Source organism: Modestobacter sp. VKM Ac-2984 (assembly GCF_026967985.1).
Lineage (GTDB): Bacteria > Actinomycetota > Actinomycetes > Mycobacteriales > Geodermatophilaceae > Modestobacter.
This window is the reverse complement of the sequence record NZ_JAPVBJ010000003.1, coordinates 31,402-51,914: the sequence shown is the minus strand read 5'-3', so window position 1 is coordinate 51,914 and position 20,513 is coordinate 31,402. Positions and strand designations below refer to the sequence as shown.

The following is a 20,513-nucleotide window of genomic DNA, read 5'->3' as shown; positions in this document are numbered from 1 at the left end:
CCCTCCCCCTTCCCAGCCACTGGGCACCCCAGCCCAGGACAGGAGATCCCATGACCGCCGTGCCAGCCCACGTCCCGGTGTTGATCGCCGGCGGGGGGCCCAGTGGCCTGGCTGCCGCGCTGGAGCTCGGCCGGCGTGGCATCGAGGTGCTCGTCGTCGAACCGCGCAGCGCCCTCGACCCGCTCCGCCCGCGCGCCAAGACCACCAGCGTGCGGACGATGGAGCACCTGCGTCGCTGGGGCCTGGCCGACCGGCTGCGTGCGCTGGCGCCGCTGCCCGTCGAGCACGCGCAGGACGTCGTCTTCTGCACCGGACTGTTCGGGCACGAGATCACCCGCTTCCCCGAGGCGTTCGGGCTCACCACCGAGCGGCGGGACGACTTCGCCGAGCCCGGCCAGCAGGCCCCGCAGCCGCTGGTCGAGCAGCTGCTCCGGGACGCCGTCGCCGAGCTGCCGTCGGTCACCGTCGTCATCGGCTGGCGCGTCGTCGAGGTCACCGACGGCCCCGCCGGGGCAGCCGCGGTCCTGGAGGGCCCGGACGGCGGACGTCACCGGGTCACCGCCGACTGGCTGCTCGGCTGCGACGGCAGCAGCGGGGTCACCCGCCGGGCGATCGGCGCCCGGTACGCCGGCTCCTCCGGGAGCCTGCCGAACGTGAGCATCACCTTCCGCTCGCCGCAGCTGGAGCAGCGGGAGCTGTGCGCGCTCGGCGTCCACTACTGGGTCATCGGCGCGGAGTGCGGCGGGCTGATGGGGCGGCTGGACCTGCAGGGCACGTGGTGGGCGATCGTCCAGGGCGTCGACGCGGAGGCCCAGGACGTCGACCCGGTGCAGCTCGTGCAGACGCTGGCCGGCGCGGAGATCGACGTCGAGGTGCTCGCCACCGACCCCTGGTCGGCGCGGATGCTGCTGGTCGACCGGTACCGGGGCCAGCGGGTGTTCCTGGTCGGGGACGCCGCGCACCTGAACCCCCCGTGGGGCGGGCACGGCTTCAACACCTGCGTCGGCGACGCGGTCAACCTGGGCTGGAAGCTCGCCGCCGTGCTGCGCGGCTGGGCACCGGAGTGCCTGCTGGACAGCTACCAGGCCGAACGCCGGCCCGTGGCCGAGCGGACCATCGACGCGGCCGGGGCGCAGGAGGCCTTCCTCGCGCCGTCCTTCGCCACCGGCGACCTGGACGCCGAGACCGCCGAGGGCGCGGCCCTGCGCGCCACCCTCGCCCGGGGCCTGCAGGCCAAGGACCCCGAGTTCCACAGCCTCGGTCTGGTGCTCGGCTACGACTACCCCGACTCGGCGGTCGTCGTCCCCGACGGCCTCCCCGTGCCCGCACCCGAACTGGTCGCGTTCCGGCCGTCGGCCCACCCGGGGGCGCGGCTGCCGCACACCTGGCTCCCGGACGGGCGCTCGCTGTACGACCTGCTCGGCGAGGAGTTCACCCTGCTCCGGCTGGACCGCTCGGCGGCCACCGAGGCGCTCGCCGTGGCGGCCGCGCGGCGCAACGTCCCGTTCCGGGTGGTGGACCTCGCGCACCTCACCGGCCTCCGGGAGCGCTACGGGGCCGACCTGCTGCTGGTCCGCCCCGACCAGCACGTCGCCTGGCGCGGCTCGGAGCCGGGGGACGCCGAGGCGCTGCTCGCACGCGTCGTGGGCGCCGGGGAGCTGGCCGACCTCCTCCCCTAGCGTGACCGCATGACCTCTGCGCCTCCCACCTCGCCGTTCATCGCCCGGCCGGAGCTCCTCGACGCCGATCCGCTGGCCCCGACCGGGCGGCCGGTCCGGTGGGGCGTGGTGGCCACCGGCGCGATCGCCGCCACCGTCACCGCCGACCTGGCGCTGCTGCCCGACGCCGTCCTGCAGGCGGTCAGCTCCCGGCAGCCGGCGCGGGCCCAGGCCTTCGCCGAGCAGCTCGGCTTCGCGTCCTGGTACGCCGACGACGAGGCGCGGTCGGGGCTGGACGCCCTGCTCGCCGACCCGGCCGTCGAGGTCGTCTACGTCGCCACCCCGCACGCCCAGCACGCCGCCGTGGTCCGGGCGGCGCTGACCGCCGGCAAGTCCGTGCTCTGCGAGAAGCCGGTCACGGTCAACGCCCGGGAGGCCCAGGAGCTCGTCGACCTGGCCCGGGAGCGGGGGCTGTTCCTGATGGAGGCGGTCTGGACCCGGTTCCTGCCGGCGTACCAGCGCGCGCTGCAGATCGCCGGCTCCGGGGAGATCGGCACGGTGCACTGGGTCGCCGCGGAGGTCGGGTTCCCGGCACCGCTGGACCTCACCGCCCGGATCTGGGCGCTCGCGGACGGCGGTGGTGCGCTGCTCGACCTGGCCGTCTACCCGCTGCTGTGGGCCTGGGGCACCCTCGGGCTGCCCGACTCGGTGCGTGCCGCCGGCACCGTCACCCCCGAGGGCGTCGACGCGCAGAACGCGCTCACCCTCACCTACGCCTCCGGCGCGCAGGCGCAGCTGACGACGTCCCTGCTGGCCCGCTCGCCGCACAGCGCGCTGATCTCCGGCAGCGACGGCTGGGTCCGCACCGACGGCGGCCACTCGGTCTACCGGCCGACCCGGCTGGACGTGCAGGTGGGCGACGGCGCCGTCCGCACCGAGGAGTTCGGGCTGATCGGCTCGGGCTACGTGCACGAGCTGCGAGAGGTCACCCGCTGCCTCCAGCAGGGGCTGACCGAGAGCCCGGTGATGCCGCTGGAGCACTCGCTGGCCACGATGCGGCTGCTGGACGAGGTCCGCGAGCAGCTCGGGGTGGTCTACCCGAACGACCGCTGAGCGGGCACGACCGAGGCCACGTCGACGGCGGCCGGCGGTTCGAGCCCGGCGCACCGGCGCTCGATCTCGGCCGCCACCGCCGGGACGACGGCGGCCGGCACCGGCCTGGCCAGCCACCAGCCCTGGGCGAGGTCACAGCCCCAAGCGGCGAGCTGGTGCCACTGCTCGACGGTCTCGACGCCCTCGGCGACCACGCTCAGGCCGAGGGCGTGGCCGAGGTCGACCGTGCTGCGCACGATGGCCCGGGCGGCGGGCTCCGTGCCCAGGCCCGCCACGAAGCTGCGGTCGATCTTGAGCAGGTCCACCGGCAGCCGGGACAGGTGGGCCAGCGAGGCGTGCCCGGTGCCGAAGTCGTCGACCGACAGCCGGACGCCGAGCAGCCGCAGCTGGCCGAGCACGGTCATCGCGCGCTCGGGGTCCTCCATCGCCGCGGTCTCGGTGATCTCCAGCTCCAGGTCCTCGGGCGCCACCCGCTCGGCACACAGCGCCGCGCCCACCCGGGCCGGCAGCTGCGGGTCGTGCAGCAGCCGGGCGGAGAGGTTCACTGCCACGGTCAGCCGCCGGCCCGCCTCGCGCCAGCTGCGGGCGTCGGCCAGCGCCCGGCGGAGCACCAGGTCGGTGAGCGGGGCGATCAAGCCGGTCTGCTCGGCGAGCACGATGAACCGGTCGGGCAGCAGCAGGCCCAGCTCCGGGTGCGGCCAGCGGACCAGCGCCTCCACCCCGGCGACCCGGCCGTCGGCCAGGCAGACCTTCGGCTGGTGGTGCACCTCGAGCGTGCCCTCGCGGATGGCGCGGCGCAGGTCGCGGTGCAGGGCCAGCTGTCCCGGGTCGAACGTGTCCAGGTCCGGGGAGTAGACGACCAGCCCGGCCGACTGCCGCTTCGCGGTGCTGCGGGCCACGTCGGCCCGGCGGACCAGGTCGGCGCCCCCCGGTGCGAGCCCGCGGGCCAACCCGGCGCTCAGGTCGACCTCCAGCTCCAGCTCGCCCACCGTGAAGGGCCGACGGAGCGCCGCGACGACGTCGGTGGCCAGCGCCGTGGAGGCCTCGGGCACCAGCAGCGCGAACACGTCGCCGCCGGTCCGGGCGGCGACCCCGCCCGCGGGGAGCACCTGGCGGATCCGATCGGCCAGCGCGACCAGCAGCCCGCTGCCCACCTCGTGGCCGAGCGTGTCGTTGACGGCGGTGAACCGGTCGACGTCCAGCAGCAGCACGGCGACGTCGTCCGCGGTGGTGCCGGACCGCTCGAGTCGGTCGAGTGCGGTCAGGAAGGCGGTGAGGGTGGCCAGCCCGGTCAGCGGGTCCCGGTCGGCCTGGTCCCGCAGCAGCGCCTCCAGCCGGCGGTGCTCCGCGGCCTCGGTCTTCAACTGGCGCCCGCGGCGCGCGCCGAACCCCATCATCAGCAGGTGGGAGGCGGCGAGCAGGAAGACCACGTGGTCCAGCGGGGCGCCGGTCGACTGCGACCAGCCGGTGATCCGCTGCGGCAGGTCCCAGACGACACCGGCGGCCAGGCAGCCCAGCGTGAGCGCCACGACCACGCCGGCGTCGCGGAGCACCTCCCGACGCAGCTCGCCGGGCACCCCCTCGCTGGTCGGCGGCAGCGGGCCGGCGGCTGCCGACCCGGTCAGCCAGCTCTGCGCCATCACCCCTCCTCGCACCGCACGGACCGTCCGATCCCGGTGCATCGGCACGTCCGCCCCAGTTGCTGAGCGATGACCGCACAGACCACCCGATCAGGCGAGGACGCCCGGAGACCGTCCCGGGGCCGCCGCTACGGTGTGGCGGTGATCACCGTCTGCGGCGAGCTCGTCATCGACCTGATCCCCTCTGGGGACCCGACTCCGGGCGCACCGCCGCAGTACACCGCCTTCCCCGGCGGCAACGCGCTCAACGTCGCAGTGGCGGCCGCCCGGCTCGGCGCGACGACGCACCTGATGTCCCGGGTCGGCCCCGGCCCGTTCGGTGCGCTGCTGCGCGAGCACGCGGCCGGCAACGGCGTGGCCACCGACGCCATGCTGTCCGCTCCTGAACCGGTCAGCCTGGCCGTGGTCGAGCTGGCCGAGCAGGGGTCGGCGAACTACTCCTTCCACACCGTGGGCGCCGCCGACTGGCAGTGGACGGCGGCAGAGCTGGCGGCGGCCTGGCCGGCCGACACCCGGATCGTGCACGTCGGGTCGATCTCCAGCTGGACCCCACCGGGCTCCGCGGCGATCACCGACCTGGTGCGCCGGGTGCGCGCCGAGGGCACTGCACTGGTCAGCTTCGACCCCAACGTGCGCCCGACCCTCATCGCCGACCCCGACGCCGTGCGTGCCCAGGTGACCGAGCTGCGCCGGGTCGCCGACATCGTCAAGGTGAGCGCGGAGGACCTGGCGTGGCTCGAGCCCGGGGCCGACCTGGACGACGCCGCCGCCCGGTGGGCCGGCGAGGGACCCGCCCTGGTGGTCGTCACCGACGGCGGTGACACCCTGCGGGCGGCCCGCCCCGACGGCGCGGTGCTGCGGGTGCAGCCCCCGTCGGTGACCGTGGTCGACACCGTGGGCGCCGGCGACAGCCTGGCTGCCGGCCTGTTCGCCGGGCTGGTCCGCACCGGGGTGCTCAGCTCCGCCCAGCTGCGCGGCCTCCCCGCGGCGGAGCTGACCGCCCTGCTGGAGGACGCGGCGCTGGTCGCCGCCCTCGCCTGCACCCGCGCCGGGGCCGACCCGCCGTCCCTCGCCGAGCTGGCGGCCGCACGCGGCTGAGGCCGGGACGCACCTCAGCCGCACGCACGGAGCCCCCGTCCACCGGTCGGTGGGCGGGGGCTCTGTGCGGTCAGCCGATGGTCAGCGTCGGACGTCGATCGTGACCGTCGTCGTGCTGCTCACCGGGGCCCCGCGGCTGTCGGTCATCGACATCGTGCAGTCGAACGTCGCCTGCCCGACCTGCGAGGGGCGGGCCCGCAGGGTGAAGTTCCCGTTCTGGCCCGCCGGGTAGTCGCGGTTGCCGACCTGCCGGGCCGACCCGGGCGCCAGGTCCAGCGCCAGCTCCGGACCCGCGGTCTGGGTGCACGAGTACTCGAAGGAACTGCCCAGCAGGGTGCCCTGGCCCCGGTTGCCGAACTGGACCACCACCTGGACGGTCTGCTTGGCGTTCGCCCGCACGACCGGCCCGTTGTTGATCTGCTGGTACAGCTCCGTCTCCGTCGCCGGCGGGGTGACCACCACGTCGAAGGTGCTCGGGTTCGACGTGTTGCCCGCGCTGTCGGTGGCCGTGCAGCTCACCTCGGTGGTGCCGATCGGGAAGACCGACCCGGGCACCGGGGTGCAGTCGGCCGTCACGGTCCCGTCCCGGGTGTCCCCGGCCTCCGGCAGCGCGTACCGGACCGTGGCGCCGGCGGGGCTGGTGGAGTCGACGGCGACGTCGTCGGTGCCGGCGATCCGCGGCGGGAGGACGTCGGCCGGACGCGGTGCCAGCTGCGCCGGGTCGACGATGCCCCAGTAGGCGGGCAGGACCTGGAGGTCGTCGTCGAAGGGCAGCGGCGACTCCCACGGCCGGGCCGCCGGCCAGGTGCGCAGCCAGCTGCGGCCGGTGCTGATCCCCCAGAAGGTCACCGCCTCGATGGAGTCCGAGTGGCCCCGCAGCATGTCGAACAGGTCGCGGTAGTAGTAGCCCAGCTCGGTCTCGGCGGCGTCCTGGTCGGTCATCGCCGGCGAGTGCTGCGGCACGGTGCCGTTGCTGACGTCCGCGCCGTTGTTCTCCTTGGAGTTGCTGACGTCCAGCTCGGTGATCGCCTGCAGCAGCGGCGTCCCGGTGCGGGCGCTGAGCTCCTCCACGGCGGTCAGCGAGTCGTCCAGCCACTGCACCGGGCGGGCGAAGTCGACGTGCGCCTGGTGGCCCACCCCGTCGATCGGCACGCCCCGCTCGACCAGGCTCGACACCAGGTCGAGGTAGTCGGCCCGCTTGGTCGGCATCTCGGTGTTGTAGTCGTTGATGAACAGCGCGGTGTCCGGGAAGTACCGGTCGGCCAGCCGGAACGCCTCGTCGACGAAGCCCTCGCCGAGGACCTGGAACCAGCGGCTGTCCCGCATGTCGTGCGGGTTGGCGTTGTCACCGTCGGCGATGACCTCGTTGACGACGTCCATCGCCCAGATCGGGGAGTCCCCGTCGGGGTACCGGGCGTCGACGTGGTCGGCGATCGCCTTGATGTGCGCCTCCATCCGGGCGCGCAGCAGGGCCTGGTCGGCCGGGCTGTTCGTCAGCGGGCGGTCGCCGTCGAGGAAGAACCAGTCCGGGGTCTGGCTGTGCCAGACCAGCACGTGCCCGTAGACGTCGGTGCCGGTGGCGTCGGCGAAGTCGAGCAGCGCGTCGAGGTCACCGAAGGTGAAGGTGCCCTCGACCGGCTGGATCTCGGCCGGCTTGCCGTCGTTCTCCGGGGTGATCGCGTCGAAGTGCCGCTGCACCAGCTGCGCCGGCCGGCCCACGGTCTCCCGCTGGTCGATCGCCACGCCGACGTGCTCGAAGCCGTCCTCGCCCAGCACGCCGGCGAGACCGGGGACGTCCTGGAGCGGGGTCTCGGCGAAGCCGGTCAGGGCGAAGTCGTCGATCAGGAAGTCGACCCCCGCGTCACCCTCGACGTACACCTGCGCGGTGTCGATCGCCGCACCGAGCGTGTAGGTGCCGCGCAGCTGGGTCCACTCGTCGGCGGTGACGACGGCGGAGGCGCCGGAGACGCCCTCGTAGGCGGTGGTCGCGCCGGCCCGGTCCCGCTGGACGGAGACCTTGAGGGACGCCGGGGCCTGTCCCGGCGCCAGCTTCGCCCAGACCGACACCTGCACGGTCTCGCCGACGGCCAGCCCGTCGGTGACGTCCAGAGCGGGCCCCTGCCAGGCCTGCAGCCGGTTGGTCGCCAGCAGGCTCGTGGACCCGCTGTGCGCGTCGGCCGTGGTGGTGCTGACCAGGGCGTCCCCACGGGGACCCCAGCCGCCGGTGCCGCTCTCGAAGTCGGTGGCCAGGTCGACCCGGGTGCCGGGCTCGACCGGCGCGGCCGCCTCACCGGTGATCGTCACGTCGTCGACGAAGAACGCCTGGGTCGCGTCGGGGCTCTCCAGGTAGAGCTCCAGGCCGCTGTTGCTGGTGCCGAACTCGTAGGTGCCGCTGACCCTGGTCCAGGCGCTGTCGGAGACGGCGACCTGCCAGGCCACGGTGTCGTAGCTGGTCGAGCCGCCCGTGGGCGTCCGCGCCGCGCTCATGGTGACGAGGTCGGTCTCCGGCTCCGGGGTGGTGTCGGCGAGCCGCACCCACGCCTCGACCTCCCAGCTGCCGGCCGGCAGCAGCGCGGCGGCGTCCAGCGCCGGGCCGTGCCAGGTGTCGGTGCGCCCGGTGACCGCCAGGCTCTGCGCACCACTGCGCGCCTCGGCGGTGCTGGGTGCGACCTGCGCCGTCCCGCGGCCGGACCAGCCGCCGGTGTCCTGCTCGAAGTCGGCCGTGTGCACGGTCGCGGGGGCGGCACCGGCTGCCGGCGCCGCCACCACCCCTGCCGTGGCGACCATGCCGAGCATCGCTGCCCCGGCTCCCAGACGTCGTCGTCCCATGTGTCCCGTTCTCCTCGGGTCGGTGCGCGAGCAGCGCTGCTGCGTGACCTGACCAGTTCCGAGAACTTCCGGTACTGGTCCGAGAGAGTGAACCTCAGCACAACCGGGCCGGTCAACGACGTCCCATCGAGTGGGACGCGACCGGTGGATGCGGCAGGCGCGGGCGACCTACGCTGACCCGGTGATCCTCATCGTGGTGAAGTGGCCGGTCCGTCCGGAGTTCGACGAGCGCTGGCCCGAGCTCGTCCGGGAGTTCACCGAGGCGGTGCGGGCCGAGCCGGGCAACGTCTTCTTCGAGTGGTCCCGCAGCGTGGAGGAGCCGCACACCTGGGTGCTCGTGGAGGGGTTCCGCGACGCCGAGGCAGGTGCGGTGCACACCGCCTCCGACCACTTCCGGAAGGCCATCTCCGAGATGCCCGACTGGGTGTCGGCGACGCCGTCGATCATGTACGTCGACTCCCCCGACCTGGCCGGCTGGGGCCCGATGGGCGAGGTCCAGCCCCGCGGCTGACCCGCCCCGGATCGATGTGCGATGTTCTGCCGCATGGTGAACGTCCTGTCGATCCAGTCCCACGTCGCCTACGGCCACGCCGGCAACGCCTCGGCGGTGTTCCCGCTGCAGCGGCTGGGCGTGGAGGTCTGGCCGGTGCACACCGTCCAGTTCTCCAACCACACCGGCTACGGCGCCTGGACCGGCCGGGTGTTCGACGGGCAGGCCGTCGACGAGGTGGTGCAGGGCATCGAGGACCGCGGGGTGCTGGGCAGCTGCGACGCCGTCCTCTCGGGGTACCTGGGATCGGCCGACATCGGGCACGCCGTGCTCGGCTCGGTGGCCAAGGTGCGCAGCGCCAACCCGGCGGCGGTCTGGTGCTGCGACCCGGTGATCGGCGACGTCGGGCGCGGGGTGTTCGTCCGGCCGGGGATCCCGGAGTTCATGCGCGAGGTCGCCGTCCCGGCCGCCGACATCGTCACCCCCAACCACTACGAGCTGGACCTGCTCTCCCGGACCGAGACCCGGTCGCTGGAGTCGGTCAAGGACGCGGTGGCCGCCGTCCAGGCGCTCGGCCCGCGCGTGGTGCTGACGACCTCGCTGGTCGCCGAGGACACCCCGGACGACGCCGTGGACCTGCTGGCGTCGGAGGGCGGCCGGCACTTCCTGGTGCGCACGCCGCGCCTGGACCTGTCGGTGAACGGCGCCGGTGACGCCATCGCCGCGCTCTTCCTGGCGCACTGGCTGAGCACCCGGTCGGCCGGCGAGGCGCTGGCCCGGGCCGCGGCGTCGGTGTTCGGCCTGCTGCAGCGCACCGCCGACGCCGGCTCGCGCGAGATCCTGCTGGTCGCCGCCCAGGACGAGTACGTCACCCCCACCCGCACCTTCGACGTGACCGAGGTCTGACCATGAGCGACTTCCCCGCCCTGACCGAGCTCGCCGCCCAGGAGGAGGAGCTGCAGCTGCGCAGCTTCACCAACGACGACGCCTGGGCGCTGGGCTCCGCGCTGGTCGCCCGAGCCCGGGACGGCCGGCTGCCGGTGGCGATCGAGATCTCGCGGCACTCCCACCAGCTCTTCCACGCCGCGATGACCGGGGCCACCCCGGACAACGACACCTGGATCGCGCGCAAGGCCGCCACCGTGCACCGGTTCGGGCACAGCTCCCTCTACGTCGGCCAGCGCGCCCGCGAGGCCGGGACGACGTTCGAGGAGCAGTTCGGGCTGGACCCGCAGCAGTACGTGGCCCACGGCGGGGGCTTCCCGCTGCTGGTGCGCGGCGTCGGCCCGGTGGGCGTGGTGGTGGTGTCCGGGCTGCCGCAGGTGGAGGACCACGCGATGGTCGTCGCCGCGCTGCGCGAGCTGGTCGCCCAGCAGTCGGCCTGACCACCTGACGCCCGGTCCCCCGGCTGGGGGGACCGGGCGGGGGCTCACTTCTTGCCGTGCGTGAGCTTCTCCATGCCGGAGGTGGTGTCCGTGGACGCCTTCTTGGCAGCCCGCTTCTCCTTGATGCTCGAGCCGGACTTCTTCGATGCGTTCTTGTCGACCATGACCACTCCTCATCGCAGAACCGGTCGGCTCCAGGGGCCGGACGGTACGCCGCCCCACCCGGCCGAGGCAGTGCTCCCGTCCGGGTGCGTGCCGTGGCGCGGCCCGGCGGGCGCGCCCGGCCTCGCCACCGGCGTAGCGTCGGCCCCACGGTCACCTCGCCGGTCCCGGACAGCCGTCCGGGGCGGCGATCCCCTCCCGGGGCACCACCGCCGAGCCGTCGGCGGAGTCAGGCCCTCGCCATGACCGCACCCACGTACGCCCCCTCGCCCACCACCGCCCTCCCGGCCCCCGCCGACCGCACCGGCGACGAGCCCGGCTGCCCGGCCTGCGCCCACCCGATGGACGCCCACGACCCGATCGGGGCCCGGTTCTGCCTGGCCACCGCCGCGGGCACGCTGGACCGCGGCTGCGCCTGCCGCATCGGCTGACCCCGGCAGCCGCTCACGCTGCAGAGAGGGACCCGTGTCCGACCCGCGCACCACCCTGCCCCTGCTCGCGGAGGCACGGCGGGACCTGACCGCTGACTGCGGTCGCTGTACCGGGCTGTGCTGTGTCGCGCCGGCCTTCGCCGCCTCCGCCGACTTCGCGATCGACAAGCCGGCCGGCACCCCCTGCCCGAACCTGCAGCCGGACTCCCGCTGCGGCGTCCACGACCAGCTGCGCGACCGCGGGTTCCCCGGCTGCGTCGTCTTCGACTGCTTCGGGGCCGGCCAGCGGGTCACCCAGGACGTGTTCGGCGGCGCGGACTGGCGCACGGACGCGAGCACCAGGACGGCGGTGTTCGCCGTCTTCCCGGTGATGCGGCAGCTGACCGAGCTGCTGTGGCACCTGACCGAGGCGCGCACCCTGCTGTCGGCCGGGCCGCTGGCCGCCGAGGTCGCCGCGGCCCACGCCCGCACCGACGAGCTCACGAGGGCACCCGCCGACGAGCTGATCGACCTGGACGCAGGCGGGCTGCGGCGCGAGGTCGGCGAGCTGCTCGGCCGGGTCAGCGACGCCGCCCGGGCCGACGTGCCCGGCCGGGCCCGGGACCGCCGCGGCGCCGACCTGATGGGCGCCGCGCTGCGCGGCGCGGACCTGCACGGGGCCAGCCTGCGCGGCGCCTACCTGATCGGGGCGGACCTGCGCGGCGCCGACCTGCGCCACACCGACCTCCTCGGTGCCGACCTGCGGGCCGCCGACCTGCGCGGCGCCGACCTCACCGGTGCGCTCTTCCTGACCCAGCCGCAGCTCACCGCCGCCGTCGGGGACGCCGGCACGGCGCTGCCCGAGTCGCTGACCCGGCCCGCGCACTGGGCCACCTCCTCCGGGACGGCGGCAGGTGGGGGGCGCCGCGGCCGACGCCCCCGTCGTCGCTGAGCCGCTGCCCGCCCGGCACGATCTGCGCATGGCCTACCGCGCGGAGAGCACCCGCTACGACTCGATGACCTACCGGCGCACCGGCGCCAGCGGCCTGGACCTGCCGGCGGTGAGCCTCGGTCTCTGGCACAACTTCGGGGACGACGTCCCCTTCGACCGCCAGCGGGACATCCTGCGGCGCGCCTTCGACCTGGGGATCACCCACTTCGACCTGGCCAACAACTACGGACCGCCCTACGGGAGCGCGGAGACCAACTTCGGCCGGCACCTGGCCGACGACTTCCGCCCGTACCGGGACGAGCTGGTCCTCTCCACCAAGGCCGGCTACGACATGTGGCCGGGCCCGTACGGGCAGGGCGGCGGCTCCCGCAAGTACCTGCTGTCCAGCTTGGACCAGTCACTGCAACGAATGGGCGTGGAGTACGTCGACGTCTTCTACAGCCACCGACCCGACCCGACGACGCCGCTGGCGGAGACGATGGGGGCGCTGCACACGGCCGTGCAGTCGGGGAAGGCGCTCTACGCCGGCATCTCCTCCTACTCACCGGAGATGACGGCGCAGGCGGCGGAGATCCTGGCCGACCTGGGGACGCCGCTGCTGATCCACCAGCCCTCCTACTCGATGCTCAACCGCTGGATCGAGACCGAGGGGCTGCTGGACACCCTCACCGACGTGGGGGCCGGCTGCATCGCCTTCTCCCCGCTGGCCCAGGGGATGCTCACCGACAAGTACCTCGACGGCGTGCCGGAGGGCTCGCGGGCCGGCCAGGCCAAGTCGCTGGACCCCGGGATGATCACCCCGGAGTACGTCACGCACGTGCGGGCGCTGAACGAGCTGGCCCAGGCCCGCGGCCAGAGCCTCCCGCAGCTGGCGCTGGCCTGGGCGCTGCGTGACCCGCGGGTGACCTCCGTGCTGATCGGGGCGAGCAGCGTGCGGCAGCTGGAGCAGAACGTCGCCGCGCTGGAGCACCTGGAGTTCTCTGCCGAGGAGCTGACCGCGATCGACCAGCACGCCGTCGACGCCGGCATCGACCTGTGGCAGGCCGCCCGCGAGGGCGCCATGTGACGTCGCCGAGGCGTCGGACCGGTCGGGTCGCCCCGGCCCGGCCGGTCGGCCTAGGGGGTCTCGGTGGTTGCGCCGGCGCGGTGGCAGGCCGCGCAGGTGCCGAAGATCTCCAGCGTGTGCGTGACGTCGACGAAACCGTGCTCGCCGGCCACCCGGTCGGCCCACCGCTCGACGGCCGGGCCCTCGACCTCCTCGGTGCGACCGCAGGCGCGACACACCAGGTGGTGGTGGTGCCGGGTGCTGCACCGGCGGTAGATCGCCTCACCGGCGTCGGTGCGGATCGAGTCGAGCTCGCCGTCGTCGACCAGCGCCTGGACGGCCCGGTAGACCGTCGACAGCCCGATCGAGTCGCCGGCGGCGCGCATCCGGGCGTGCACCTCCTGCGCGCTGTGGAAGCCCTCCAGCTCCTCGAAGACGGCGTTGACGGCGGTGCGCTGGCGGGTGTTGCGGATCATCTGGTCGTCTCCTCGTCGAGGCGGCCCGCGTGGTCGCGCGGAAGAGCCCGGCGGTCTTCGCATGAGGATAGGAGCATGTGAGAACTGTTGTCGACTGCGGGGCCACCCGCCGGCTCGCACCCAGGGCTCGCCCGGCTGGTGCGGCACCGCGGCAGCCGGCCGGACGGCGACGGTCGGCCTCCCGTCGGCTGACCCGCCGTCGGGTCAGCGGGGCTCGGGCACCCGGTCGTCGACGGCCGGGTGCCCGGCGTGGGACAGGGCCTGGCGCAGCAGCGCGCCCACGTGCGGGTCGGCCAGCTGGTAGTAGACGAAGGTGCCCTCGCGCCGATTGGTGACCAGCCCGGCCAGTCGCAGCTTGGACAGGTGCTGGCTGACCGCGGTGGGCGAGGTGCCGGCCAGCTCGGCCAGGCAGGCGACCGACGTCTCGCCCTGCATCAGCGCCCACAGCACCTTGAGCCGGGTCGGGTCGCCCAGCATGCGCAGCGCGTCCGCAGCACGCCGGGCCGCGTCGCCGGACGGCATGGAGAAGCCGTCGATGCCGGTGTGCGCCACCCCTGCACCCTAGGTCACCCACGGACTTGCCTGTCTGCGCATCTGCGCAGATAGGGTGACGCGGTGACCCTCACGCAGGCCCCGCAGCAGGCCGTCCCCGCTCCTGCTCGGCGACCGCGGCTGCCCGGCTGGGGAGCGGTACCGGAGGTGCGCTGGGCCGCCGCCGCGTTGGCGTTCTTCCTCGCCGGGGGCCTGGTGCAGCTGCTGGACGGACCCCAGCTCGCGGCCTGGGCCCTGTACCTGTGCTGCTACGGCACCGGCGGGTGGGAGCCGGCCTGGGCCGGGATCACCGCCCTGCGCGAACGCACGCTGGACGTCGACCTGCTCATGGTGTTGGCCGCGATCGGCGCCCTGGCGCTGGGCCAGGTGTTCGACGGTGCCCTGCTCATCGTCATCTTCGCGACCTCCGGTGCACTGGAGACCGTCGCCACCCGGCGCACCGCCGACGCCGTCCGCGGCCTCACCGACCTGGCTCCCGAGCAGGCCACCCAGCTCGTCGACGGTGTCGAGCGCGAGGTGGCCGCCGCCGGGCTCACCACCGGTGACGTGGTGCTGGTCCGGCCCGGCGAGCGGGTGCCGGCCGACGGGACGGTGCTCGCCGGTGGCTCCGACGTCGATCAGGCCTCGATCACCGGCGAGCCGCTGCCGGTGGACAAGGCGCCCGGGGACGAGGTGTGGGCCGGCACGGCCAACGGCACCGGCGCGCTCACCGTCCGGGTCGACCGGCCGGCGGCCGACGCCGTCGTCGCCCGCATCGCCACCCTGGTCGAGGAGGCCAGCGCCACCAAGGCGCGCACCCAGCTGTTCATCGAGAAGGTCGAACAGCGCTACTCGGTGGGCGTGGTCGTCGCCACGCTCGCAGTGTTCGGGGTCCCCCAGCTGCTCGGGGAGCCGGTGCGGGAGGCGTTGCTGCGGGCGATGACCTTCATGATCGTCGCCTCCCCCTGCGCGATCGTGCTGTCGACGATGCCGCCGCTGCTCTCGGCCATCGCCACGGCCAGCCGGCACGGGGTGCTGGTCCGCTCCGCCGTGGTGCTCGAACGACTGGGGGCCACCTCGGTGGTCGCCCTGGACAAGACCGGCACGCTCACCGACGGCACGCCCGCGGTGGTCGCCGTCCGCCCGCTGCCGGGGCGCACCGGTGACGAGCTGCTGGGGCTGGCCGCCGCCGCCGAGGCCTCCAGCGAGCACCCGGTCGGTCGGGCCATCGTCGCTGCCGCCGCCGACCTCCCCCTGGCCCCGGCCACCGACTTCCGCGCGGCGGTCGGGTCCGGCGTGAGCGCCCGGGTCGGCGGCCGCCACGTCCGGGTGGCCGCCCCGGCCGCCGGCGACGACGCCGTGGCCGCCCTGGTCGCCGAGGAGCAGGCGGCCGGCCGCACCGCCGTCGTGGTCACCGTCGACGGCCACCCGGCCGGCGTGCTCGCCCTCGCCGACCGGGTGCGCCCCGAGGCCGCTGCCACCGTGGCCGCGTTGTGGCGCCAGACCGGGACGCCGCCGGTGCTGCTCACCGGCGACAACGCCGGTGCCGCCTGCGCGCTGGCCGACCAGGTCGGGCTGACCGACGTGCGTCCGGGCCTGCTGCCGCAGGACAAGGCCGCGGCGGTCACCGACCTGCGGCGGAGCGGCCTGCGGGTCACCGTGGTCGGCGACGGCGTGAACGACGCTCCGGCACTGGCCACCGCCGACGTCGGGGTGGCGATGGGCGGCATCGGGTCGGACCTGGCGTTGCGCAGCGCCGACGCGATCATCGTCCGGGACGACCTCGCGGCGCTGCCGACGGTGATCGCGCTGGCCCGCCGCGCCCGCCGGCTCGTGGTGCAGAACCTGGTCATCGCCGGCACCGTCATCGCCGTCCTGGTCGCCTGGGACCTGGTCGGCACGCTGCCGCTGCCGCTGGGCGTGGCCGGGCACGAGGGGTCGACGGTGCTGGTCGCGCTCAACGGCCTGCGGCTGCTGCGCTCATCGGCCTGGCGGGCCGCCGCCCGCGAGGCCGCCGGCGAGGGGGCGCCCGGCTGACCACCCCCGGCCCGCGCCGGCGGTCAGGGCCCGACCGGCTCCTCGGCCGGCACCGCCGGTGCGGGCCGGCCCTCCGGCGTCCGGGCGATCCGCCGGGTGAGCACCGCCAGGCCGACGGCGGAGGCCGCCGGCAGCACGGCGAGCACCAGCCACGGGACAGCGGCGGCCGGCCGCGGCTCCCCCGCCAGGTCGAGCAGCGCCCCCACCCCGGTGCTGCCGACCAGCACCGCGGCGCCGCCGGCGGAGGCCAGGAACCCGAAGTGGGCACCCAGTCGCCGTTCCCCGGCGAGCCGGGGCACCAGGTCCTGGGCGAGCGGGACGGCGACCATCTGGCCGGCGTAGAGCAGCAGCACCATGCCGGTCGCCGGCGCCAGCGCCCAGATGCCGGCCGGCGGCGCGAACGGGGCGCAGACCGCGACCAGCGCGAACGAGGCGCTCATCAGGGCGAAGCCGAACGGCAGCGCCCGGTGTGCGCCGGCCCGCCGGGCCCGGGCGGTGACCGGCAGCTGGAACACCAGCACCGAGACCGCGGCCAGCACGAACAGCCAGCCGAGCGCCCCCTGGCTGCCGGTCGCCCGGGAGAGCTCGACGGGGAGAGCCAGGTAGAGCTGGTTGTAGCTGAGCAGGTAGGTGCAGTAGCAGGCGGTGAAGACCAGGAAGGTGCGGTTGCGGAGCACGTGCCCCCACCCGGCGAGCACGCTCTCCTCCCCGCTGCCCTCGGTCCGCAGGTCGGCCGGCAGCCAGCGCAGGTGGGCGGCGAGGACGACGGCGAAGACCCCGGCGGCGACCCAGCAGGTGACGCTGAAGGGCACGGTGAGCAGCACCGCGCCCAGCGCCGGTCCGGTGACCGAGCCGAGCTTGCTGGCGATGGCGTCCAACCCGAACACCTCGGCCCGGGTGACCACACCGGCGGCCTCGAGCCGCTGGCCCTGGTCGGCCAGCGCGGACTCCACCGCCGGGGAGAACAACGCCGCGGCGAAGCCGACCAGCACCGTGCCCAGCAGCACGGCGGGCAGTGACGTGGCGACGGCCAGCACCCCGAACCCGGCGATCCGGACGAGGCAGCCGACGACCACGACCGACTTGACGCCGAACCGGTCGGCCAGCCCGCCACCGAGGAAGAACAGCCCCTGCTGGCTGAAGGTGCGCACGCCCAGCACCAGGCCGACCAGTCCACCGGCCAGCGCGAGGTCCTCGGTGAGGTGCACGGCCAGGAACGGCACCACCAGGTAGAAGCCGACGTTGAACGCCAGCTGGGACAGCAGCAGCAGCCGCGGCACGGCCGGCAGCCGGCGGAACAGCACGACCGGCGCCCAGGAGAGCCGCCCGCTCATGCCCGCCCACAGGACGTCCGGCCCGCGGTCCTGCGTCGTGCCACGGGTCCTCCGAGATCGGGACGTGCCAGCGGCACAGGGCGCCCGACGGTCCGGTCGGGCCACGAGATGAGTCCTTGCCCGGCAACCGTATTGCAAAGCGCTCGCAGCAAGGTGCACGACCCCCGGACGAGGCGCCACCGCCCGCCGGGTAAGTTACCGACAATGGTTATCAATCCTAGGAGACGGCGCACCCCCGCGCTCGTCGTCGACGGCCTCACGGTGACCCTCGGCGGCCGGGCCGTCGTCCGCGGCGTCGCACTGGAGCTCGCGGCCGCCGAGCGGGTGGCGCTGATCGGCGCCTCCGGGTCGGGGAAGTCGCTCACCGCCGCCGCGCTGCTGGGCACCCTGCCCGCCGGCGCCGAGGTCCGCGGCAGCGTGCGGGTGGCCGGGGTCGACGTCACCGGGCTGTCACCCGCCCGCCGGCCACCTGCCGCCCGGGTCGCCGCGGTGGGCCAGGACCCGGCGGCCGCCCTCAACCCGCTGGTGGCCGTGGGCGCGCAGCTGGCCCTTCCGCTGCGCAACCACCGCGGGCTCCGCGGCGCCGAGCTCGCCCGGCAGCGCGCCGAGCTGCTGTCGGCGGTCGGCCTGGACGACGCCGAGCGGGTGTTGCGCAGCTCCCCCGGCGAGCTGTCCGGCGGCCAGCGGCAGCGGGTCTGCATCGCCATGGCGCTCGCCTCCCGCGCCGGACTGCTGGTCGCCGACGAGCCGACGACCGCCCTCGACCTGGTCACCCAGGCCCAGGTCGTCGGCGTGCTGCGCGATGCCACCCGGGACACGGCGCTGCTGTTCATCACCCACGACCTCGCGGTCGCGGCCTCGCTGTGCGACCGCGCGGTCGTCCTGCACCAGGGGGCCGTGGTCGAGGACGCCCCGATCGCCCGCCTGCTCACCGACCCGTGCCACGAGCAGAGCGCCGCCCTGGTGCGCGCCGCTCGGGCCGGAGCCCTCCCGGCCCGGGTCGGTGCCGCCTCGTGAGCCGCCCGGTCGAGGGCCCGGTGCTCACCGCGGCAGGCGTCGAACGCGGCTACCCGCTGCCCCGGCGGCGGCCGTGGGGCCCGCGGGACGTCGTCGCCGCGCTGCGGGGTGTCGACCTCAGCGTCGGCGCCGGGGAACGGGTCGGGCTGGTCGGCACCTCCGGCTCCGGCAAGTCGACCCTGCTGCGCTGCCTGCTGGGGCTGGAGCGCCCCGACCGCGGCACGGTGACCGTCGCCGGTCGCGCCGTCCGGCCGGGGTCGACCGCGTCGCTGCGGTGGTACCGCCGGCTGGTCCAGTACGTGCCGCAGGACCCGGCGGGCTCGCTGAACCCCAGCTCGACCGTGCGCGAGCTGGTGTCGGTGCCGCTGCGGCACCTGCACGTGCCCGGCGACCACGCCGCGGCGGTGACGACGGCGCTGACCCGGGTGGGGCTGGACCCCGACCTGGCCGGGCGGCGGCCCGGGGAGCTCTCCGGCGGTCAGGCCCAGCGGGTCGCCCTGGCGCGGGCGCTGGCCCCGGGCCCGGTGCTGCTGCTGGCCGACGAACCGGTCAGCGGCCTGGACCTCCCGGTGCGCGACCAGGTGGTCGAGGTGCTGGCCGACCTCTCCGCCCGACAGGGCCTGGGGCTGCTCCTGATCTCCCACGACCTGGCCGTCGTCGCGCGGCTCTGCGACCGCACCGTCGTGCTCGCCGACGGGCTCGTCGTCGAGCAGGGGCCCACGGCCGACCTCCTGACCCACCCCGCACATCCCCGCACCCGGGACCTGCTCGCCGCCGTCCCCGGCCTCCCCGTCTGACCACGCTCCACCCACCAGAGAACGGAACGATGTCCCCCTCCCGCACCCCCCGCCTGCTCGTGCTCGGCGCCACCGTCGCCCTGCTCACCACCGGCTGCTTCAGCAGCTCACCCGACGACGGCGGCAGCGCCCCGGCCGGCGGAGGCCGGATCTCGCTGGCCATGCTGCAACCGCCCCGCTCGGGCCTGAACCCGCTGACCGACGACGCGTTCAAGCTGTCCCGCTGGAGCACCGCCGAGACCCTGGTGGTGCTGGACGCCGACGGCGACGCCCAGCCGTCGCTGGCCACCGAGTGGGCCCGGACCGACGACCTCACCTGGCGGTTCACCGTCCGCGAGGGCGTCGAGTTCCACGACGGCACGGAGCTGACCGCCGAGCAGGCCGCCGCCGCGCTGACCGCCGCGAACGAGGCCTCGCCCCGCCCGCGGATCCTGGACGGCGTCGAGCTGACCGCGCTCGCCGACGGCTCCGACGTCGTGGTCACCACCGGGGAGCCCGACCCGCTGGTCCCGCAGCGGCTGTCCAGCCCGCAGCTGGCCGTGCTCGCCGCGGCCGCCTACGGCGCGGACGGCCGGGTCGACCCGGTCGGCACCGGCACCGGCCCGTTCCAGCTGGTCGCCGTGGACGGCACCTCCGGCGCCACCCTCGACCGCTTCGACGGCTACTGGGGCGACCCCGCGGCCGCCGCCGGCATCGACGTCGCCTTCGTGCCCGACGGCACCGCCCGGGCCGCGGCCCTGCGCACCGGCACGGCGGACGTCGTCGAGGCGGTGCCGGTCTCCCAGGCCGGGCTGGTCGACGAGGAGCTGGTGCACGAGGTGCCCATGCCGCGCACCAACACGCTGTACCTGAACACGGCGTCCGGGCCGTTCGCCGACCCGGCGGTGCGGGCCGCCGCCCGCGCCGCGGTCGAGCGGGCCACCATCGTGGAGACCGTCTACGAGGGCCGCGCCGACATCGCCGAGGGCCTGCTCGGCCCGGCTGTCCCCTGGGCCGCCGACCTGCGCGCGGACCAGGCGGACACGCCGGCGCCCGCCGTGCCGGCCGGGACGGCGATCACCCTGGGCACCTTCACCGACCGGGCCGAGCTGCCCGAGGTCGCGGTGCTGCTCGAGCAGCAGCTGGAGGCGGTGGGCTTCACCGTGGAGCAGGACGTCCGGGAGTACGCCTTCATCGAGGCCGACGCCCTGGCCGGCGTGTTCGACGCCTTCATCCTGTCCCGCGCCACGGTGCTGGACTCCGGTGACCCGGTCGCCTACATGTACAGCGACTTCGCCTGCGAGGGCTCGTTCAACATCGCTCAGCTCTGCGACCCGGCGGTGGACGCCGCCCTCGAGGTGGCCGCAGCCGCCACCCCCGGCCCGGAGCGCCAGCGCGCGGTGATCGACGCCGAGCAGGCTGTCCTGGACACCGGCGCGGCGGTGCCGATGCTGCACGAGCGGGTCATCCAGGGCGAGGCCGCGGGTGTCTCCGGTGCCGTCCGCGACCCGCGGGAGCGCGCGCTGATCACCGCCGACACCACCGTCGGCGAGGACTGAG

At 75.2% G+C, this 20,513-nt stretch carries 18 protein-coding genes; 13 read left to right on the top strand and 5 right to left on the bottom strand.

What is annotated here, in order from left to right; all coding sequences use genetic code 11:
- The first annotated feature begins 50 nt into the window (after positions 1 to 50).
- Both O2W16_RS07380 and O2W16_RS07375 read left to right on the top strand, forming a co-directional pair.
- Positions 51 to 1,679 carry an FAD-dependent monooxygenase gene (locus O2W16_RS07380; protein WP_269158168.1) on the top strand — a complete coding sequence of 543 codons (1,629 nt, stop codon included), beginning with the start codon at positions 51 to 53 and terminating at the stop codon, positions 1,677 to 1,679.
- Positions 1,680 to 1,688: 9 nt separating this feature from the next.
- The gene (locus O2W16_RS07375) at positions 1,689 to 2,771 is read left to right on the top strand and encodes a Gfo/Idh/MocA family protein (RefSeq protein WP_269158167.1); all 1,083 of its coding nucleotides are present in this window, start codon (positions 1,689 to 1,691) and stop codon (positions 2,769 to 2,771) included.
- On the opposite strand, the gene O2W16_RS07370 is transcribed toward O2W16_RS07375, so the two are convergent.
- Complete coding sequence (locus tag O2W16_RS07370; RefSeq protein ID WP_269158166.1) at positions 2,753 to 4,411, bottom strand: putative bifunctional diguanylate cyclase/phosphodiesterase; 1,659 nt, start codon at positions 4,409 to 4,411, stop codon at positions 2,753 to 2,755. The genes O2W16_RS07375 and O2W16_RS07370 overlap by 19 nt on opposite strands.
- 141 nt (positions 4,412 to 4,552) lie before the next feature.
- Between O2W16_RS07370 and O2W16_RS07365 the strand changes: the two genes are divergently transcribed.
- Entirely contained in the window at positions 4,553 to 5,509 is a 957-nt protein-coding gene (locus O2W16_RS07365; RefSeq protein ID WP_269158165.1) for a carbohydrate kinase family protein, read from the top strand.
- Between the two features lie 81 nt (positions 5,510 to 5,590).
- Here the strand turns inward: O2W16_RS07365 and O2W16_RS07360 are convergent, their stop codons facing one another.
- Positions 5,591 to 8,338 (bottom strand): endo-1,4-beta-xylanase, encoded by a 2,748-nt coding sequence (locus O2W16_RS07360; RefSeq protein WP_269158164.1) that lies wholly within the window; start codon positions 8,336 to 8,338, stop codon positions 5,591 to 5,593.
- 181 nt (positions 8,339 to 8,519) lie between these two features.
- Between O2W16_RS07360 and O2W16_RS07355 the strand changes: the two genes are divergently transcribed.
- From O2W16_RS07355 to mgrA, 6 genes are all read left to right on the top strand, one after another.
- Complete coding sequence (locus O2W16_RS07355) at positions 8,520 to 8,849, top strand: putative quinol monooxygenase (RefSeq protein WP_269158163.1); 330 nt, start codon at positions 8,520 to 8,522, stop codon at positions 8,847 to 8,849.
- A gap of 33 nt (positions 8,850 to 8,882) precedes the next feature.
- Positions 8,883 to 9,734: a pyridoxal kinase PdxY gene (gene pdxY / locus O2W16_RS07350; protein ID WP_269158162.1), complete on the top strand. Its 852-nt coding sequence runs from the start codon at positions 8,883 to 8,885 to the stop codon at positions 9,732 to 9,734.
- Between the two features lie 2 nt (positions 9,735 to 9,736).
- The gene (locus tag O2W16_RS07345; protein WP_269158161.1) at positions 9,737 to 10,213 is read left to right on the top strand and encodes a heme-degrading domain-containing protein; all 477 of its coding nucleotides are present in this window, start codon (positions 9,737 to 9,739) and stop codon (positions 10,211 to 10,213) included.
- A gap of 404 nt (positions 10,214 to 10,617) precedes the next feature.
- Positions 10,618 to 10,806, top strand: a complete 189-nt coding sequence (locus O2W16_RS07340; RefSeq protein ID WP_269158160.1) for an RGCVC family protein — start codon at positions 10,618 to 10,620, stop codon at positions 10,804 to 10,806.
- 34 nt (positions 10,807 to 10,840) lie between these two features.
- Entirely contained in the window at positions 10,841 to 11,737 is an 897-nt protein-coding gene (locus O2W16_RS07335) for a pentapeptide repeat-containing protein (protein WP_269158159.1), read from the top strand.
- 28 nt (positions 11,738 to 11,765) lie between these two features.
- The gene (mgrA, locus tag O2W16_RS07330; RefSeq protein WP_269158158.1) at positions 11,766 to 12,803 is read left to right on the top strand and encodes an L-glyceraldehyde 3-phosphate reductase; all 1,038 of its coding nucleotides are present in this window, start codon (positions 11,766 to 11,768) and stop codon (positions 12,801 to 12,803) included.
- A 50-nt stretch (positions 12,804 to 12,853) separates the two neighbouring features.
- On the opposite strand, the gene O2W16_RS07325 is transcribed toward mgrA, so the two are convergent.
- Positions 12,854 to 13,258 (bottom strand): Fur family transcriptional regulator, encoded by a 405-nt coding sequence (locus tag O2W16_RS07325; protein ID WP_269158157.1) that lies wholly within the window; start codon positions 13,256 to 13,258, stop codon positions 12,854 to 12,856.
- 204 nt (positions 13,259 to 13,462) lie between these two features.
- Complete coding sequence (locus tag O2W16_RS07320; RefSeq protein ID WP_269158156.1) at positions 13,463 to 13,810, bottom strand: ArsR/SmtB family transcription factor; 348 nt, start codon at positions 13,808 to 13,810, stop codon at positions 13,463 to 13,465.
- 63 nt (positions 13,811 to 13,873) lie between these two features.
- Here O2W16_RS07320 and O2W16_RS07315 point away from each other — a divergent pair, with 63 nt between their 5' ends.
- Positions 13,874 to 15,826 (top strand): heavy metal translocating P-type ATPase, encoded by a 1,953-nt coding sequence (locus tag O2W16_RS07315; RefSeq protein WP_269158155.1) that lies wholly within the window; start codon positions 13,874 to 13,876, stop codon positions 15,824 to 15,826.
- Between the two features lie 23 nt (positions 15,827 to 15,849).
- Here O2W16_RS07315 and O2W16_RS07310 read toward each other — a convergent pair whose 3' ends face one another.
- Positions 15,850 to 17,160, bottom strand: a complete 1,311-nt coding sequence (locus O2W16_RS07310) for an MFS transporter (protein ID WP_269158154.1) — start codon at positions 17,158 to 17,160, stop codon at positions 15,850 to 15,852.
- A gap of 204 nt (positions 17,161 to 17,364) precedes the next feature.
- Between O2W16_RS07310 and O2W16_RS07305 the strand changes: the two genes are divergently transcribed.
- The 3 genes from O2W16_RS07305 to O2W16_RS07295 are packed head-to-tail and all read left to right on the top strand — an operon-like array spanning position 17,365 to position 20,512.
- A complete protein-coding gene (locus O2W16_RS07305) occupies positions 17,365 to 18,177 on the top strand; it encodes an ATP-binding cassette domain-containing protein (RefSeq protein ID WP_269158153.1) in 813 nt (270 codons plus the stop codon).
- Positions 18,174 to 18,974 carry an ABC transporter ATP-binding protein gene (locus O2W16_RS07300; RefSeq protein ID WP_269158152.1) on the top strand — a complete coding sequence of 267 codons (801 nt, stop codon included), beginning with the start codon at positions 18,174 to 18,176 and terminating at the stop codon, positions 18,972 to 18,974. Before O2W16_RS07305 ends, O2W16_RS07300 begins: the two co-directional genes overlap by 4 nt.
- A gap of 29 nt (positions 18,975 to 19,003) precedes the next feature.
- Complete coding sequence (locus tag O2W16_RS07295) at positions 19,004 to 20,512, top strand: ABC transporter substrate-binding protein (RefSeq protein ID WP_269158151.1); 1,509 nt, start codon at positions 19,004 to 19,006, stop codon at positions 20,510 to 20,512.
- Position 20,513 lies beyond the last annotated feature (1 nt).

Coding starts and splice junctions, on each gene's coding strand:
- O2W16_RS07360 (WP_269158164.1), bottom strand. CDS start 8,338: ATGGGACGACGACGTCTGGGAGCCGGGGCAGCGATGCTCGGCATGGTC.
- O2W16_RS07340 (WP_269158160.1), top strand. CDS start 10,618: ATGACCGCACCCACGTACGCCCCCTCGCCCACCACCGCCCTCCCGGCC.
- pdxY (WP_269158162.1), top strand. CDS start 8,883: ATGGTGAACGTCCTGTCGATCCAGTCCCACGTCGCCTACGGCCACGCC.
- O2W16_RS07370 (WP_269158166.1), bottom strand. CDS start 4,411: ATGGCGCAGAGCTGGCTGACCGGGTCGGCAGCCGCCGGCCCGCTGCCG.
- O2W16_RS07345 (WP_269158161.1), top strand. CDS start 9,737: ATGAGCGACTTCCCCGCCCTGACCGAGCTCGCCGCCCAGGAGGAGGAG.
- mgrA (WP_269158158.1), top strand. CDS start 11,766: ATGGCCTACCGCGCGGAGAGCACCCGCTACGACTCGATGACCTACCGG.
- O2W16_RS07375 (WP_269158167.1), top strand. CDS start 1,689: ATGACCTCTGCGCCTCCCACCTCGCCGTTCATCGCCCGGCCGGAGCTC.
- O2W16_RS07295 (WP_269158151.1), top strand. CDS start 19,004: ATGTCCCCCTCCCGCACCCCCCGCCTGCTCGTGCTCGGCGCCACCGTC.
- O2W16_RS07310 (WP_269158154.1), bottom strand. CDS start 17,160: ATGAGCGGGCGGCTCTCCTGGGCGCCGGTCGTGCTGTTCCGCCGGCTG.
- O2W16_RS07380 (WP_269158168.1), top strand. CDS start 51: ATGACCGCCGTGCCAGCCCACGTCCCGGTGTTGATCGCCGGCGGGGGG.
- O2W16_RS07305 (WP_269158153.1), top strand. CDS start 17,365: ATGGTTATCAATCCTAGGAGACGGCGCACCCCCGCGCTCGTCGTCGAC.
- O2W16_RS07325 (WP_269158157.1), bottom strand. CDS start 13,258: ATGATCCGCAACACCCGCCAGCGCACCGCCGTCAACGCCGTCTTCGAG.